The 16,847-nt window shown below is 38.3% G+C and carries 13 protein-coding genes; 10 read left to right on the top strand and 3 right to left on the bottom strand.

Features of this window, described 5'->3' with window-relative positions; genetic code table 11:
* Positions 1-71 precede the first annotated feature (71 nt).
* The 5 genes from atpA to ruvB are packed head-to-tail and all read left to right on the top strand — an operon-like array spanning position 72 to position 5,563.
* Positions 72-1,652 carry a F0F1 ATP synthase subunit alpha gene (gene atpA / locus COCH_RS08615; RefSeq protein WP_015782771.1) on the top strand — a complete coding sequence of 527 codons (1,581 nt, stop codon included), beginning with the start codon at positions 72-74 and terminating at the stop codon, positions 1,650-1,652.
* 29 nt (positions 1,653-1,681) lie between these two features.
* Complete coding sequence (locus tag COCH_RS08610; RefSeq protein ID WP_015782770.1) at positions 1,682-2,404, top strand: DUF1266 domain-containing protein; 723 nt, start codon at positions 1,682-1,684, stop codon at positions 2,402-2,404.
* A 27-nt stretch (positions 2,405-2,431) separates the two neighbouring features.
* Positions 2,432-3,295 carry an ATP synthase F1 subunit gamma gene (gene atpG / locus COCH_RS08605; RefSeq protein WP_041546805.1) on the top strand — a complete coding sequence of 288 codons (864 nt, stop codon included), beginning with the start codon at positions 2,432-2,434 and terminating at the stop codon, positions 3,293-3,295.
* 40 nt (positions 3,296-3,335) lie between these two features.
* A complete protein-coding gene (locus tag COCH_RS11605) occupies positions 3,336-4,499 on the top strand; it encodes a pseudouridine synthase (RefSeq protein ID WP_015782768.1) in 1,164 nt (387 codons plus the stop codon).
* A gap of 38 nt (positions 4,500-4,537) precedes the next feature.
* A complete protein-coding gene (ruvB, locus tag COCH_RS08595) occupies positions 4,538-5,563 on the top strand; it encodes a Holliday junction branch migration DNA helicase RuvB (RefSeq protein ID WP_041546957.1) in 1,026 nt (341 codons plus the stop codon).
* Positions 5,564-5,638: 75 nt separating this feature from the next.
* Here ruvB and COCH_RS08590 read toward each other — a convergent pair whose 3' ends face one another.
* Positions 5,639-7,267 (bottom strand): acyl-CoA carboxylase subunit beta, encoded by a 1,629-nt coding sequence (locus COCH_RS08590; protein WP_015782766.1) that lies wholly within the window; start codon positions 7,265-7,267, stop codon positions 5,639-5,641.
* 648 nt (positions 7,268-7,915) lie between these two features.
* On the opposite strand from COCH_RS08590, the gene COCH_RS08585 reads away from it, so the two are divergent.
* The 5 genes from COCH_RS08585 (at position 7,916) to lipB (ending at position 12,681) form a co-directional block, all read left to right on the top strand.
* Positions 7,916-8,938 carry an OmpA family protein gene (locus tag COCH_RS08585; RefSeq protein ID WP_015782764.1) on the top strand — a complete coding sequence of 341 codons (1,023 nt, stop codon included), beginning with the start codon at positions 7,916-7,918 and terminating at the stop codon, positions 8,936-8,938.
* A 102-nt stretch (positions 8,939-9,040) separates the two neighbouring features.
* On the top strand, positions 9,041-10,039 hold the full coding sequence (locus COCH_RS08580; protein WP_015782763.1) for a hypothetical protein: 999 nt from the start codon (positions 9,041-9,043) through the stop codon (positions 10,037-10,039).
* A gap of 24 nt (positions 10,040-10,063) precedes the next feature.
* Complete coding sequence (gene asnA, locus COCH_RS08575; RefSeq protein WP_015782762.1) at positions 10,064-11,071, top strand: aspartate--ammonia ligase; 1,008 nt, start codon at positions 10,064-10,066, stop codon at positions 11,069-11,071.
* Between the two features lie 61 nt (positions 11,072-11,132).
* A complete protein-coding gene (ypfJ, locus tag COCH_RS08570; RefSeq protein WP_015782761.1) occupies positions 11,133-12,008 on the top strand; it encodes a KPN_02809 family neutral zinc metallopeptidase in 876 nt (291 codons plus the stop codon).
* Positions 11,986-12,681, top strand: coding sequence for a lipoyl(octanoyl) transferase LipB (gene lipB, locus COCH_RS08565; protein WP_009422319.1), 696 nt, complete (start codon positions 11,986-11,988; stop codon positions 12,679-12,681). The genes ypfJ and lipB overlap by 23 nt, the downstream gene beginning before the upstream one ends.
* A 63-nt stretch (positions 12,682-12,744) precedes the next feature.
* Here lipB and COCH_RS08560 read toward each other — a convergent pair whose 3' ends face one another.
* Together COCH_RS08560 and COCH_RS08555 are read right to left on the bottom strand one after the other, a co-directional pair.
* A complete protein-coding gene (locus COCH_RS08560; protein WP_015782760.1) occupies positions 12,745-14,727 on the bottom strand; it encodes an OmpA family protein in 1,983 nt (660 codons plus the stop codon).
* Positions 14,728-14,837: 110 nt separating this feature from the next.
* Positions 14,838-16,790, bottom strand: coding sequence for an OmpA family protein (locus COCH_RS08555; RefSeq protein ID WP_015782759.1), 1,953 nt, complete (start codon positions 16,788-16,790; stop codon positions 14,838-14,840).
* Between the last annotated feature and the right edge of the window lie 57 nt (positions 16,791-16,847).

Genomic DNA, 16,847 nt, shown 5'->3' with positions numbered 1-16,847 from the left:
TTATTAATTGAATCTTATCTGTAAAATCCGTGTAATCCACGGGAGATATTAAAAACTTAAAACCTGAAAAAATGGCAGAAATAAAAGCCGCTGAAATTTCAGCAATTTTAAAAGAACAATTAGCGCACTTCGATGCCAATGCTTCTTTAGAAGAAGTAGGAACGGTATTACAAGTGGGAGATGGTATTGCGCGTATCTTTGGACTATCGAATGCGCAATATGGTGAATTAGTGAAATTTGACAACGGACTACAAGGGATTGTCCTCAACCTCGAAGAAGACAACGTGGGGATTACCCTCTTAGGACCGTCAACTGATATTAAAGAAGGTGATACTGTAAAACGCACGGGGCTCATCGCCTCTATCAATGTAGGCGAAGGTATCGTAGGTCGTGTGGTAAACACCTTAGGGCAACCCATTGATGGTAAAGGTCCTATTACTGGCAAACTATACGAAATGCCGTTGGAACGCAAAGCCCCTGGGGTAATCTTCCGTCAGCCTGTAAACGAACCTCTACAAACAGGTATCAAGGCTATCGACGCAATGATTCCTATCGGTCGCGGACAACGTGAGTTAGTGATTGGTGACCGACAAACGGGTAAAACTACCGTGTGTATCGACACTATCCTCAACCAAAAAGAGTTCTACGATGCGGGCAAACCAGTATATTGCATCTATGTGGCTATTGGTCAGAAAGCTTCTACCGTAGCAGGTATCACTAAAACCTTAGAAGATGCGGGTGCTTTGGCTTATACTACCATTGTAGCAGCTAATGCTTCTGATCCTGCTCCTATGCAGGTATATGCACCTTTCGCAGGAGCTGCTATTGGGGAATACTTCCGTGATACAGGTCGCCCAGCTCTTATTATCTACGACGACCTTTCTAAACAAGCGGTAGCTTACCGTGAGGTATCACTTCTATTACGCCGCCCACCTGGACGTGAGGCTTACCCTGGTGATGTGTTCTACTTGCACTCTCGCTTATTAGAGCGCGCTGCCAAAGTAATTAATGATGATACTATCGCACGCCAGATGAACGACCTACCCGAAAGCATTGCACCACTCGTAAAAGGAGGAGGTTCTCTCACTGCTTTGCCAATCATCGAAACTCAAGCGGGTGACGTATCAGCCTATATCCCTACTAACGTGATTTCTATTACTGACGGACAGATATTCTTGGAGTCCGATTTGTTCAACTCAGGGGTACGTCCAGCTATCAACGTGGGTATTTCGGTATCGCGTGTGGGAGGTTCAGCACAGATTAAATCGATGAAGAAAGTAGCGGGTACCCTCAAATTAGACCAAGCACAATACCGCGAACTCGAAGCTTTTGCCAAATTCGGCTCTGACCTCGATGCAGCTACTATGGGGGTTATCGAAAAAGGAAAACGCAATGTGGAAATCTTGAAACAACCACAAAACGACCCTTACCCCGTAGAAAACCAAATTGCAATTATCTATGCAGGTTCTAAAAACTTATTGAGACAAGTGCCTGTGGACAAGATAAAAGAATTTGAGAGAGAATATTTAGAGTTCCTCAATGTATCCCATCGTGACATTTTAGACGAGCTAAAAGCTGGCAAACTCACCGATGAGATTACAGCTACTCTCGAAAAAGTAGCGAAAGATTTGAGTGAAAAATACGCAAAATAGTAAATACATCTTTTTAAACATTTATTCTTATGAGTGTTATTATATGGGTAATTATTGGAGCCGTCTTTTTATTTGCGCTAAAGATTTATGTAAATAAAGTTTATACAAAAAAACACTTGCAAAAACAAATAGGGCACATCAATCAAAACCCTTTAACAGAGGAACAGATACGATTGCTTACTTTTGGGGCGATACTAACGTATTACCGTGGTGAAAATCTACTAAACTTGATACCTACTGAAATATTAGAAACATATCAGAAAGGATTACGTCGACAATGGGAAATAACAGATACAGCATCTGCTAAAGAAACTATAAGTGACTTATTAGCACAGAAACGTTCATTACAGTTCCGTCATCTGCTAACGCAAACCTCACCTGAGCTTAGCAAAATACAGAAACAGATAGCCAAAGGTTTGGGAATAGAATTAGCACAAGTAGAAGCAGTAAAATCGGCTTATGCGTGGGATTTGTGTAGAGCAGCTTCTTTGGCTAAATGGTGTTATTGGTGCCAATATATCACAGAAACTGAAATGTGGGATATATTGCAAAAAGTATCAGAAATAGCAAAAGAACAAGGTAAGAATTGGCAAGAATATACCATATCTTTCCTTTTAGGACGTACTATTCAGGGTTTTGATTTGGAAAACCTTATTATTCTAACCTCTCAGCTATTCCATAGCAAATCACCTTCATTAAGGAAGATAGAAGGAATAGATGTCTATCAAAGGTATTCTTTTCAACAGCAATGATAAAATTGCTAACTGTTAATTGATAAAATGGCGAATTTAAAAGAAATACGAAGCAGAATTTCATCGGTAAGTTCAACGATGCAAATCACGGCAGCGATGAAAATGGTATCGGCAGCCAAACTGAAAAAGGCTCAAGATGCTATTGTAGCGATGAAGCCTTATGCTTATAAACTCAAGCAGTTATTAGAACATCTTAGTGCTGCCTTGGGTGATGAGAATGTTTATAATCCACGCAAAGGAGAAGTAAGAAAAGTACTTTTGGTACCTATCACCTCCAATAGAGGACTCTGCGGGGCGTTCAATGCCAGCGTGATTAAAAAAGCGTTAGAGTTAAAACAAACTACCTATAAAGACAAGCAGGTACAACTCTACACCATAGGTAAAAAAGGCAATGATGTGCTGAAAAAATACGACAATATTATAGCTCATAACAGCGAGATTTTCGATAAGCTCACCTTTGCTACAGCTGCTGCTTTGGCTGAAGAACTAATGGAATTGTACACTTCGGGTAAATATGACCAGATAGTATTGGTGTACAACAGCTTTAAGAATGCAGCTACACAAATTCTTACCGAAGAAACATTTTTGCCTATTCAGCCTATAGCGACTAAAGCAAAAGGCAAAGAACTAAATACAAATTATATTTATGAGCCTTCTAAGCAAGAGATTGTAGAAGAACTCATTCCGCGTTCTCTGAAAACAGAGATTTTCAAAGCCTTACGCGACTCAGTAGCTGCTGAGCACGGTGCTCGTATGACAGCTATGCACAAAGCTACCGACAATGCTCAAGACCTTAAGAACGAACTCATACTTACCTACAACAAAGCTCGCCAGGCTACTATTACTGGTGAGATTATAGAAATTGTAGGAGGTTCAGAAGCCTTAGCATAATGTAATGCGTCGGCATACATAATAGAGAGATTTAATTTATATGGAAAACAAAAAATTTAATAATTACAAGAAGAATAGCTATTCCTCTAATGGGAATTCAGAGAAAAAGCCTTACAATTCTTCTTATAACAGCGGTAACAATCGCAACAACAACGGCAATAGTTCATTCAAAAAGAAAACTTACGGACAGAACGAAGGACGCAGTTACAGCAATAACAGTGGCAACCGTTATGAAAATAATAGCGGTAATCGTTATGAAAATAACGGTGGCAATCGTTACAACAATAGTAACAATGGTTACAACTCCGAAAATAGAAAATCTTACAATCCTAACTTCAAAAAGAACGAGGGATATAGTAAACCAAACAACTACAACCATAATGAAGGTTATAACCGAAACGATAATTATAAAAAACCTTTCAACAAAAAACCTTATAACAATACCTACAAACCTCAAAACAACGCTCCTATAGACTACCCTACTACCACTCCAGCTGAAGTGCGTTTGAACAAATATATTGCCGATGCTGGTATCTGCTCACGCCGTAATGCCGATATGTATATTTCGGCAGGTAATGTAACGGTGAATGGTGAAGTAATGACCACGCTTGGCTATCGCGTAAAGCCTACTGATGAAGTGCGTTTTGATGGAAAACTCCTTTCTTCTGAAAAGAAAGAATACATCTTGCTCAACAAACCCAAAGGTTTTATCACCACTACCAACGATGAGAAAGGACGCAAAACTGTAATGGATTTGGTCGCAAATGCTACCAATGTACGCATCTTGCCTGTAGGTCGTTTAGACAGAGCTACTACAGGTTTGTTATTGCTTACCAATGATGGAGAGCTTACCAAAAAACTCACTCACCCCACTCACGGTGTGCGCAAAATATACCACGTAATTCTCGACCGCAAACTCGACTACAAAGACTTTATGAAGGTACAAGACGGATTAGAGTTAGAAGATGGTCTTATTGAAGTAGATGAAATCAGCTATGTGAACGACAAACCTAAGAATGAAATAGGCATCAAAATTCACAGTGGTCGCAATCGCATTGTACGTCGTATTTTTGAACACTTGGGCTATCAAGTAGAAAAACTCGACCGTGTAGTATTTGCTGGGCTTACTAAAAAAGATTTACCTCGTGGTCATTGGCGTCGCCTCACTCAGCAAGAAGTAATCAATCTTCGCAATATGAAGTGATACTATCTCCTAACTCCTATCCCTTAAATCCTAAAAGCTTGAATAAAAACTTAGACCCAAATAAAGAAAATTATTCGGCGCAAGAACTCGATATAGAAAGAGCCTTGCGCCCTTTGTCGTTTGATGATTTTGCAGGGCAAGAAGCAGTTTTAGAAAACCTAAAAGTATTCGTAAAAGCTGCTAATATGCGTCACGAAGCACTTGACCATACCCTTTTTCACGGACCTCCTGGACTTGGAAAGACTACTCTCGCTCATATTTTAGCTAACGAATTGGGCGTAGGTATCAAAATTACTTCAGGCCCTGTGCTTGATAAACCTGGTGATCTGGCAGGATTACTCACCAATTTGCAAGAGCGGGATGTACTTTTTATCGACGAGATACACCGCTTGAGTCCAGTAGTAGAAGAGTATCTCTACTCGGCTATGGAGGACTACAAGATTGATATAATGATAGAATCAGGGCCTAACGCCCGCACCGTACAAATCAATCTCAATCCATTTACGCTTATAGGGGCGACCACCCGTTCAGGGCTACTTACAGCTCCTATGCGTGCACGTTTTGGTATTCAAAGTCGATTGCAGTATTATTCTACCGAACTTTTGGCAGATATCGTTCGGCGCAGTGCTTCTATCCTTAAAGTACCTATTTCTATGGAAGCTGCTATAGAATTAGCGAGCAGAAGTAGAGGTACCCCGCGTATTGCGAATGCTCTTTTGCGCCGTATTCGTGACTTTGCTCAGATAAAAGGCAATGGTGAAATAAATATTGCTATTACCCGTTTCGGACTTAAAGCCTTAAATGTAGATGCTCACGGATTAGACGAGATGGACAACAAAATTCTCTCAACCCTTATTGATAAGTTCAAAGGAGGACCTGTGGGAATTACCACTTTGGCGACTGCCGTTTCCGAAAGTGCTGAAACTATTGAAGAGGTGTATGAACCTTTCCTCATTCAAGAAGGATTTATCGTGCGTACTCCTCGCGGACGCGAAGTAACCGATTTAGCTTATAAACACTTAGGTAGAGTGAATCCTGCAAGGCAAGGCACTTTATTTGATTAAACAAATAACAATTAGATAGAAAAAATCCCTTAAAGTATGATGTTACTTTAAGGGATTTTTTATTGTTTATCTATTTTATACTTGTATCACACCCAAATTAAACGCTCTTTCGATGGGGGCGTTGTTGGCAGCTTCTATACCCATTGCTATCCATTGGCGGGTTTCTAATGGGTCTATAATAGCATCCGTCCAAAGGCGAGCAGCGGCGTAGTAGGGTGATATCTGCTCGTCGTATTGCTCTTTGATATGAGCAAAAAGCACGGCTTCTTTTTCAGGGGTAAGTTCCTCTCCTTTTTTCCTTAGGTTGGCAGTTTCTATCTGCAAGAGTACTTTAGCAGCTTGCGTACCTCCCATTACCGAAATGTTTCCACTGTGCCAGGATACGATAAGACGCGGGTCGTAAGCCTTACCGCACATTGCGTAGTTACCAGCCCCATACGAGTTACCTATCACGACCGTAAATTTGGGCACTACCGAATTAGCAACCGCATTCACAAGTTTAGCCCCATCTTTGATAATCCCTCCGTGCTCTGATCTGGAGCCTACCATAAAACCGGTAACATCTTGCAAGAAGAGCAAAGGAATTTTCTTTTGGTTGCAATTCGCAATAAAGCGGGTCGCTTTGTCGGCACTATCCGAGTAGATTACTCCTCCAAACTGCATTTCTCCTTTCTTAGTTTTTACGACTTTGCGCTGGTTAGCAACAATGCCTACCGCCCAACCCTCAATACGCGCATAGCCCGTGAGAATAGTTTGTCCGTACCCTTCTTTATATTCGTCAAATTCTGAATTGTCTACCAATCGAAGGATAATTTCCTTCATATCATAAGGCTCTGTGCGCAATTTAGGCAAGATACCGTAAATTTCGTTAGGGTCTTTCAGCGGTTTATGAGCTTCAATGCGGTTAAAGCCCGCTTTTTCGGCATCGGCAAGTTTAGCCATTGTACGGCGTACACGGTCGAGAGCGTCTTTATCATCGGTTGCTTTGTAGTCGGTCACCCCGCTAATTTCGCAATGGGTAGTGGCTCCACCTAAGGTTTCATTATCGATGTTTTCGCCTATCGCAGCCTTCACTAAATAGCTACCCGCTAAGAAGATACTGCCCGTTTTATCTACTATCAGTGCCTCATCGCTCATTATAGGCAGATAAGCCCCTCCCGCCACACAACTGCCCATTACTACGGCTATTTGGGTGATGCCCATACTACTCATCAGGGCATTGTTGCGAAAGATGCGACCAAAGTGTTCCTTATCGGGAAAAATCTCGTCCTGCAAAGGCAAGTACACCCCTGCACTATCCACCAAATAGATGATAGGTAATCGGTTCTCCATCGCAATTTCTTGAGCGCGTAGGTTCTTTTTGGCAGTAATAGGAAACCACGCTCCCGCCTTTACAGTAGCGTCGTTAGCTACTACTACGCATTGTCTACCAGCTACATAGCCTATCACCACCACTACACCAGCCGAGGGGCAACCGCCGTGTTCTTCGTACATTCCCTCACCGGCAAAAGCGCCTATTTCTATTTGGGGTTTATTGTTGTCTAACAGATACTCTATGCGTTCACGAGCCGAAAGTTTACCTTGGCTGTGAAGCTTTTCGAGGTTCTTTTTGCCCCCGCCTTCTTTTACTTTTTTCAAGCGTTTGCGCAACTGACTAAGGGCTAATTTATTGTAATCTTCGTTTGTATTGAATTGAATGTCCATTATAATGTTATGAGGGTGCAAAGGTAGGAAATAATTATGAATTACAAATGATGAATAATAAGTAACAAAATAATACAGAAAATGAATCGTATAGACCTTTTATATTTTAACATCAGTTCAATATAACAAAGTAGTACTTTTCAATCACTTTTGCGTTGCTACAATCTCTCCCAGAAAGCAGGTCGCTTTCGTTTTTCATTACTTTTCTTTCGCCAAAACCTCTTTTTATCCTTCACTTTTAACCATTCACTATCAACTACTTATATACCCTTTCTATACCAATCTTCCAAGATTCGTTCAAGCTTCCTATAAGCTCCCTATAAGCTAAGCATACCCATTTACCCTCTATTTTTCACTTTTTAGCCAATTTACTCCTTCCGAACCTCTCCGAAATCTTTCGATAATCCAACTCTCTCAGCTTGCTAACTTAATCACCTGCGTAGCTCGCACTGTCCATTATGCCACAACTGCCCGTACAGCTTACACCTAATTTGTTAATCAAAAAAATTGGCACTAATTTTGTAAAGGTAGAAATAAGGTATATGTTACCTAACTCTAACTAAGAGAGAAATTGTTAAAAATGTTAAATTAAAAAGGAAAACTGTACAACTTTTAAGAAGTTTTTGTACATTTGTGCCTTAATTTGAAATGAAAAATATGAAGATAAAAGTATTATTTGCGCTATTCTTAGGAGGTTGCTCCTTAGGTTTTTCACAAATAAAAGTATCTCCTGTCGAAATTTATAACACAGTAGTAGATAGAGGATATGAAATACAAGAAGTTGTAGAACGATTAGGCGATTATTACTATGCTAGTAAAGATTATCCTAAAGCGTTCCATTGGTATGAAAAACTGATGAAAGACGGCAACTACTCTCCTCAACCCATCAACCGTTACCGCTATGCAGTGGTATTGCAAGCCTTAGGTAAAAAAGACGAAGCTAAAAAACAATTTAACCTATTTGAGGTACTCACAAAAAAAGGTGACGCTCCTCAAACTAACCCTACACCAGATTGCTCTCGTGAAATTATAGGCACTGTAACCGATGCCGAAACAGGTGCCAAAATTTCTGGTGCTCAAGTTTATATATTCGATAGTGCTATGGGAGCTCTTTCCAGCAATACAACTGATAGTAAAGGCTCTTTTATTACCAAAAAACTGAACTGTAACTTCCAAAATGGCTTTGTGGAAATCGTAAAAAAAGATTATGATATTGCCGATGTTCCTATCGTTTTTGAGAACAATAACACTCTCAAAAAAACAATATCATTAGCCCCTCACACAATAAGCCTTAACGAGGGCGATGATTTAGCCCCTGTTTTTGCCATTGATAATATTCATTTCAACTACGGAAGAACCAATATCCGATATGACGCCTCTGTGCAATTAGCTAAAATTGTGGCTTTTTTGGAAGCCAATCCTACTGTAAAGATAGCAATTAAAGTGCACACCGATAGCCGAGGAGAAGACGGTTACAATATGAACCTCACCGAAACTCAAGCGCAATCTATCTATCAATGGCTTGTAAGCAAAGGTATTTCTCCTAACCGATTAACTGCCAAAGGTTATGGCGAAACGCAATTGGTAAATGGTTGCGAAAACGGAGTGCCTTGTAGCGAAGAAGAACACCAAGCCAATAAACGCGTAGAATTTATTATTATCGAAAAATAAAATACTTTTTTCATTAATTTTCATAGCTTCTACACTTTGTTAAACAGCAAGTTTAGCAAAGTGTAGTTTCTTTGATTCTAAAATTAAAAAAACTTACACAATATGAAAGGAAAATATTTACTCCTATTTTTTGTTTTACTAATCGCTTGTAAAGACGAAAAATCAAATCCTGAAAACAAAGAACCAAAAGCAGGAGTAGGATTAAGAATTGCTACTGCTTATGGAGCTCCTAATGTCGATAAATGGATTGCTAATGCTAAAGCTATGGGTATTAATTGTATGCGATTGACTGATATGATACAAAAAGATAAAGGTCATTTGCAAGATTTAACCAGTGACCCTGAACATAAGTTTGACGAAATGGATAAAAAAGTAGCCAAAATAGTCGCCAGCGGTATGACTTATGTTTTAGATTTATCCTACATACGAAATCAACTTATAAAAGAAGGTATCAACCCTTATTCACCTTCTACCGATTGGACTCCGTATTTAGAAGTTGTTTTAAACAGAACCCCCATAAAGGGATATACTTATAAAAACGACCCTCACCTTGCTTTCATAGCTATAGCAGGCGAGCCTTTTAGTAAATACAGTGATAATCCAATAGAGAAAGCGGGTAATAAAGCTAATCTCATTGCCTTCTATAAACGGTTAGCCCTTCAGTTGAAGAGAATGGGAGTAACTCGCCCTATTTCAGCAGGTGCGTTCCTTCATCAAGGCAAAGACGGCTGGGGTACCGATGCCGATTTAGGTTTTAAAGAAATATGGTCGTTGCCCGAGATTGATATCCCCACCATACACGTATACGACGACGACGCTATTAATAGCATTCCCCAATTAGTTGCCTTTTGCCATAGCATTGGTAAACCTTTGGTCATTGAGGAAACAGGAAAAGAATACAAAGGAAATGATGCTGAGAGAGCTAAATGGTTTGAGAAGATTGCCTCCAAAATTAAAGACTCTCAAGCCTTCCCTGATGGTATAGGTTTGTGGAATATAGGCGAAATGAATGGTTATGATGTTCGTGCCAATGAACACCCTATAACTACCAAAGCAGTACGAGAACTAATGCTATTAACTCAAAGCAAGCTACTAAATTAACAAACAGCTTATTATCGTCTGATTATGACTATTATTATCCCTAAGAACTACTCAACTCCCTACGGAATAATGGATACCGAGCGGGCTATAAAACTAATCAAAGACTCTTTTGAGCAGGCTTTGGCGCGTGCTTTAAACCTCACACGTATTTCGGCTCCTTTATTTGTGAAGCGTTCCACAGGTCTTAATGATAACCTCAACGGAATAGAACGCCCTGTTAGCTTCGAAATGAAAGATTACAAAGGTGAAGTGATAGAAATTATCCATTCGCTTGCTAAATGGAAACGTTTAGCCCTGAAACGCTATGGTATTAAAGCAGGCGAAGGCATTTATACTGATATGAATGCTATCCGTAGAGATGAAGAATTAGATAATACCCATTCTATTTATGTAGACCAATGGGATTGGGAAAAAGTGATAACTCCCTCTCAGCGCACTTTATCTTATCTCAAACAAACCGTAAAACAGCTATATAATGTCTTTCTTGAAACAGAAGCGCTTTTAGTAAAAGAATATAACAAGTGTAAGGTTTTTCTACCTCGTGAAGTAACTTTCATAAGTTCACAAGAATTAGAAGATATGTATCCTAACTTATCACCTTCTGAACGTGAACATAATTTCACCAAAGAAAAAGGAGCTATTTTTATTACTCAAATAGGCAAAACACTTCTTTCAGGAAAAAAACACGACAATAGAGCCCCCGATTATGACGATTGGGAACTCAATGGCGACCTTATTATTTGGAATCCTGTACTAAACAGCGCTTTAGAACTTTCTTCAATGGGTATTCGAGTAAACGAAGCCTCTCTACATTCTCAACTGAAAGCTTCAAAATCAGAAGAACGTGAGAAGTTAGAATACCATCAGATGCTATTACGCGGTGAATTACCCTTAACTATTGGGGGAGGTATCGGTCAATCTCGTATCTGTATGCTACTTTTGCAAAAAGCTCATATCGGTGAAGTACAAGCATCCATATGGACAGATGATATGGTTCAGTTATGCGATAAGAACGGAATTCATTTATTGTAAACAGATATTGTACATATTGAGAAAAGATGTATCTTTGCACCAAAATATAACAAGATAAACTATGAAATGGGAAGGAAGAAGACAAAGTAGCAATGTAGACGACCGTCGCGGAATAAGTGCTAAAGGTGGTCTTATAGCAGGCGGTGGTATCGTAGGTATCATCGTAGTATTGTTACAACTCTTTGGAGGCGAAACAGGACAACAAGTAGCCTCTGTAGTAAGTCAAGTAGCAGGTGGTAACCAAACTCAACAAGCGGTAGAACACGTAGAACTTACTGCCGAACAAAAGAAAATAGGTGAATTTACCGCTACAGTGCTCGCCGATACCGAAGATGTATGGGATAAAATATTTGCTCAAAATGGCTTAGGAACCTATAAGAAACCTACCTTGGTACTCTTTACCGCTAATGTAAATACAGGCTGTGGAACTGCCTCTTCTGCAGTAGGTCCATTCTATTGTCCTGCTGACCAAAAGCTCTATATGGATATGGATTTCTTTGAAGAACTCAAAACACGCTTCGGAGCTAAAGGTGGCGATTTTGCTATTGCCTACGTAATGGCACACGAGGTAGGACATCATATCCAAACGCTTTTAGGCACTTCTCAACAAGTACGCCAAAAACAACAAGGGCTCTCCAAAGCAGCTGCCAATAAATGGTCAGTAGCACAAGAATTACAAGCTGATTTCTATGCGGGAGTATGGGCACATCACAACCAAAAATATTTAGATGCCGATGATATTGACGAAGCTCTTAGTGCGGCTAACGCTGTAGGTGATGACGCTATACAAAAACGTATGCAGGGACACGTAGTACCCGATTCATTTACTCACGGTACTTCTGAACAACGTAAATATTGGTTTACCAAAGGTTACAATACTGGAGATATCCGTCAGGGTAATATTCAAACTATTTATGAACAAACAAGTAATCGTTAAGGATTTAGGTAATAAAGACTACAAAGAAACGTGGGACTACCAAGAGTCGCTGTTTGAAGAAATAGTCGCACAAAAAACAAATAACAAAGCTAATGGCACAACCTTGCCTACTACTAATTATTTTCTTTTTGTAGAACATCCTCACGTATATACACTTGGCAAAAGCGGTCATATAGAGAATCTGCTCATTGATGAAGAAGGTCTAAAAAATAAAGGGGCTACTTTTTACAAAATCAATCGTGGAGGAGATATCACCTATCACGGACCTGGACAGATTGTGGGGTATCCTATCTTAGATTTAGAAAACTTTTTCACCGATATCCACAAATATTTGCGTTCTTTAGAAGAAGTGATTATCCGTACTCTTTCCGATTATGGTCTCAAAGGCGAACGCAGTGAAGGTGAGACAGGGGTTTGGCTTGATGTAGGAACGCCTTTTGCTCGTAAAATTTGCGCAATGGGAGTCCGTTGTTCTCGTTGGGTAACAATGCACGGTTTTGCCCTAAATGTAAATACTGATTTAGGCTATTTTGATAATATTATCCCTTGTGGTATTCGCGGTAAAGCAGTAACGTCTCTAAATGTAGAATTAGCAAAAGATAAAGTGGATACTCAAGAGGTAAAACAACGTATCCTAACTCATTTTAAAGAAATCTTTGAAGCAACATTATAAAGAATAAAAAAGGGAGGTATCAAAATGATAACCTCCCTCCTATTTTATAGAAATATTCTTTTCTTACATTGATATAATAATAAATTCACTACGACGGTTTGCTTGATGCTGTTCTTCAGTACAGGGTACTCCATTTGAGCAACCATTTACTAATTGCGTTTCTCCATATCCCTTACCCGTAATCCTATCTTTGTGAATACCGTGAGCTATAAGCCACTTAATAGTTGATTTTGCACGTCTTTGTGACAAAGCTAAGTTATAGCTATCAGAACCTCTACTATCAGTATGCAAGCGCACATCTATTTTCATAGTAGGGTACTCTTCCATTACTTTTACTATTTTAGCCAACTGTTCAGCTGCATCAGGACGAATATTAGCTTTATCATAGTCGAAGTATATATTATCTATTTTTAATTCCTTTGATAAATCATCTCCTATTTTTATAGGTTTCTTCTCAACAATAGGAGATAACAATACTTCAGCATATGCGTCTTTTAATCCTGTTAAAGTAATATTTTGCTCATCAGAAGAAAAACCTTCCCTTATTGTTTTAATTATTAGCTGTTCATCTTTGCAATTGGAAGTATAAAGAAAACTAAAAGTCCCCTCCTTATTCGAGATTTGTTCTTCTATTAACTTCAATGACTTATCTAATAAAGTAATTTTAGCATCTGCTATTACTTCTAAGCTTTTTGCATTTTTAACAACCCCATTAATGGCTTGTTTACACGAGAACTGTACTGGGGCTTCCTCATAAAAACTATAAATATCATCACTCCCTTTACCTCCTGGTCTGTTCGAAGTAAGATATCCTATTTTAGTATGAGTGTTAATTACATAACAGAAATCATCTTCAGCACTATTGGCAGGGCGACCTACATTCACAGGTTTAGAAATAGGATTGCCTTCCTCATCTAATTTTACGGCATAAATATCTAATCCTCCTAAACCTGGAAAACCATCTGATGAATAATACAATATGTTATCATCTGAAACAAATGGGAAAGACTCTCTACCTTGTGTATTGATAAGTGCTCCTAAATTCTCTGGCTTCCCATAACCGTTTTTCAGTATTTTAGCACGATAAATATCCGATGCTCCAATAGTGCCTTTCATATCCGATGCAAAATAAATATATTTGTCATCAGGACTTAAAGCAGGGTGGGCTACACTATGAATATTACTATTAAAAGGCATTTCTTTTACATCTTCCCAGTTACCGCTCTTATTTTTAGTAGCTTTAAATATCTTCAACAATACTGTTTCGTCCCCATTAGTCTTTACTTCATTATGGATAAAGTTATTACGAGTAAAATAAATCGTGTTTCCATCTTTGCTAAACGCAGCTGTCGATTCGTTAAACTTAGTATTGATACCATTGAGCTTTCCTTTCTTAAAAACTTGCAAGCTATCGGTAGTTGCCTCATACAAACTATAAAAATTATCTCCTGTCCAATCTGCACGCTTCTTTAAAATACCACCTTTGCTAGTAGCATATACTATATTATTACCATAAAAAGCTGTCCCATACTCTGATTTATTAGTATTAATCTGCAAGGGGTGTAATACCATTCTATCAGAATTCCGCTTAATTTCTGCCTGATAATCTCTGTTCTTTTGAAAGAGTACTGCACGCGAATCAGTATTCCCTTTAAGAGCCACAAACTTATCCATCATTTTGTCAGAGGCTTCATAATCTTCCACTGATTTTAAAGTTTGCGCATAACGATAGTAATATTCAGGATTAATATTATAAGGTTTTCCTGTCTTAGCATCAGTATTTGCAAAGAGTTTTGCATACCACTTATTTGCTTGTTTGTAATCGGCATTATAGTAGTAAGCATTAGCCAAATTCTCTAATAGCTCTTGGGGTTCTACTCCTTTACGGGCAATACTTTCATAGGCATTAATAGCCTGTACATAATCCAAGTTCTTGTAATAGTTAGCTGCTTTCTGTAAAGCTTCTTTTTCACTTTGTCCACAAATAGTTTGTGTGAAAGTACTTACAAGAATGGCTAATAAATAGAAAGGTATTTGTTTCTTCATAAATCAATAAAAGGAAAAAATTATAAAAAAGAAGGTTTGTAATATCAACTGGGTAAATAGAAAAATAGGAGTTAATTTATAACTCCTAATCTTCCATTACAATATTTCTATTAATCCATACTTACCACAATAAACTCACTACGACGGTTAGCTTGATGCTGTTCTTCAGTGCAAGGCACTCCATTTGAGCAACCATTTACTAATTGCGTTTCTCCATAGCCTTTCGCTTTCAATCGCTTGCGGTCAATACCTTGCTTAACTATCCATTCAAGAGTTGCTTTAGCTCGGCGGTCAGATAAAGCTAAGTTATAAGCATCTGTAGCTCGGCTATCGGTGTGCGAACGAATATCTATCTTCATCTTAGGATATTGTTTCATCACTTCCACAATCTTAGCTAATTCTACCGCTGCATCTGGTCTGATGTTCGACTTGTTTAAATCGAAGTATATTTCTTTTATCTCAAATACTTTAGCTAAATCAGTATCCTTTGAGATAGCTATTTCTCTCGGTTTTAACAAGAATTCGTAAAAGATATCTCCTTCTTTATCCGTTAATACTTTCACTTCTGTGGTTTCATATTTATCTTTTTCAGCTCTTAGGTAATAATATAATTCTTTACAATCCACCTTCTTGAATGCAAAAGTACCATCTTCTTTAGTTTTTTGAGTATCTATCTGTTTCATTGTTCTATCTGATAGTACTATAAGAGCATCTACAATAACGCTTTTTGTATTAGCATCTTTCAGTACTCCTTTCAGCATTTTCTCACAGTCAAAGGATAAAGGTTTCTCTTCATAAAAGCTGTAAATATCATCTTTACCCTTTCCTCCAGCTCTGTTAGAACTTAAAAATCCTATCTTACTGTCACTATCCATTATAAAACAAAAATCATCATCAGCACTATTACCTGGCTTACCTATATTAATAGGTTTTGATACTGTTCCGTCTTCATAAAACTTTACCGCAAAGATATCCAAACCTCCTAACCCTGGAAAGCCATCTGATGAGTAATACAACACATTGTTCTTAGAGATAAAAGGGAAAGATTCACGCCCCGACGTATTAATAACATCTCCTAAATTTTCGGGTCTACCGTATTTATTATTTCCTAAAATCTCTACGCGAAAGATATCCGAACTCCCTAAGGTTCCTTTCATATCTGAAGCAAAATAAAGATATTTTTCATCAGGACTCAAGGCTGGGTGTGCCACATTGTATTGGTTACTATTAAATGGCACCTCTACTACATTTCCCCAATCACCTTTTTCATCTTTGGTTGCTTTAAGTATTTTTAGTAAGATAGTATTTTCTCCATTCGTTCCTATCTTTTTATTTATATAGTTATTACGGGTAAAATACACTGTTTTTCCATCTTTTGTAAATACAGCCGTAGATTCATTAAACTTTGTATTTAAAGCTGATGAAAAAGGTTTCTTATTACTTAATTCTTGCTTATTGCGGTCTGCTATATACAGGTCATAAAAACTCTCTCCTGTCCATTGTGAAATTCCTCCTTTAGAAGCTCTACCGCTATTAGCTGCTGCAAAAACTATTTTATCACCATAAAAAGCTGTCCCATATTCTGAATATTCGGTGTTAATAGCTACTGGGTGTAATTGCAAACGTCCTGAATTACTCTCTATCACTTCCCGATAGTCCTTATTCTCTTCATAAAGTATAGCACGCGTATCATTATTACCTGTAAGCTCAGCAAACTGAGACATTAGCTTATTTGCTTCGTCATACTTCCCTACTGATTTTAGTACTTGTGCATAGCGATAGTAATATTCAGGTTTGATTTTATATTTCTTATTTTCAAATAGCTGTTTGTACCAAGGTAACGCTTTCTTGTATTCGGCATTGTAGTAGTATGAATTACCAAGATTTTCTAATATATCTTGATTCACAAATCCTTTCTTAGCAATGCTTTCATATATTTTTATAGCATCAACATAAGCAAAGTTTTTATACATTTCCTTTGCCTTTTGCAACTCTTTCTCATTCTGGGCAAACAGTACAGATATTCCACAAAATAAGGCTATTATAAAAGTGTATTTTCTCATCAACAATTCAATTTTAAGTAATTTATAAAGGCTTATACTCTCTGTTCTCCTTCCTAA

Source organism: Capnocytophaga ochracea DSM 7271, assembly GCF_000023285.1.
Lineage (GTDB): Bacteria > Bacteroidota > Bacteroidia > Flavobacteriales > Flavobacteriaceae > Capnocytophaga > Capnocytophaga ochracea.
The sequence above is the reverse complement of the archived record's forward strand: the minus strand, read 5'-3'. Positions and strand labels throughout refer to the sequence as shown.

Excerpts from the sequence above, each read along its gene's own strand:
- atpA (WP_015782771.1), top strand. The coding sequence starts at position 72 with ATGGCAGAAATAAAAGCCGCTGAAATTTCAGCAATTTTAAAAGAACAA.
- COCH_RS08610 (WP_015782770.1), top strand. The coding sequence starts at position 1,682 with ATGAGTGTTATTATATGGGTAATTATTGGAGCCGTCTTTTTATTTGCG.
- atpG (WP_041546805.1), top strand. The coding sequence starts at position 2,432 with ATGGCGAATTTAAAAGAAATACGAAGCAGAATTTCATCGGTAAGTTCA.
- COCH_RS11605 (WP_015782768.1), top strand. The coding sequence starts at position 3,336 with ATGGAAAACAAAAAATTTAATAATTACAAGAAGAATAGCTATTCCTCT.
- COCH_RS08590 (WP_015782766.1), bottom strand. The coding sequence starts at position 7,267 with ATGGACATTCAATTCAATACAAACGAAGATTACAATAAATTAGCCCTT.
- COCH_RS08585 (WP_015782764.1), top strand. The coding sequence starts at position 7,916 with ATGAAAAATATGAAGATAAAAGTATTATTTGCGCTATTCTTAGGAGGT.
- COCH_RS08580 (WP_015782763.1), top strand. The coding sequence starts at position 9,041 with ATGAAAGGAAAATATTTACTCCTATTTTTTGTTTTACTAATCGCTTGT.
- asnA (WP_015782762.1), top strand. The coding sequence starts at position 10,064 with ATGACTATTATTATCCCTAAGAACTACTCAACTCCCTACGGAATAATG.
- ypfJ (WP_015782761.1), top strand. The coding sequence starts at position 11,133 with ATGAAATGGGAAGGAAGAAGACAAAGTAGCAATGTAGACGACCGTCGC.
- lipB (WP_009422319.1), top strand. The coding sequence starts at position 11,986 with ATGAACAAACAAGTAATCGTTAAGGATTTAGGTAATAAAGACTACAAA.
- COCH_RS08560 (WP_015782760.1), bottom strand. The coding sequence starts at position 14,727 with ATGAAGAAACAAATACCTTTCTATTTATTAGCCATTCTTGTAAGTACT.
- COCH_RS08555 (WP_015782759.1), bottom strand. The coding sequence starts at position 16,790 with ATGAGAAAATACACTTTTATAATAGCCTTATTTTGTGGAATATCTGTA.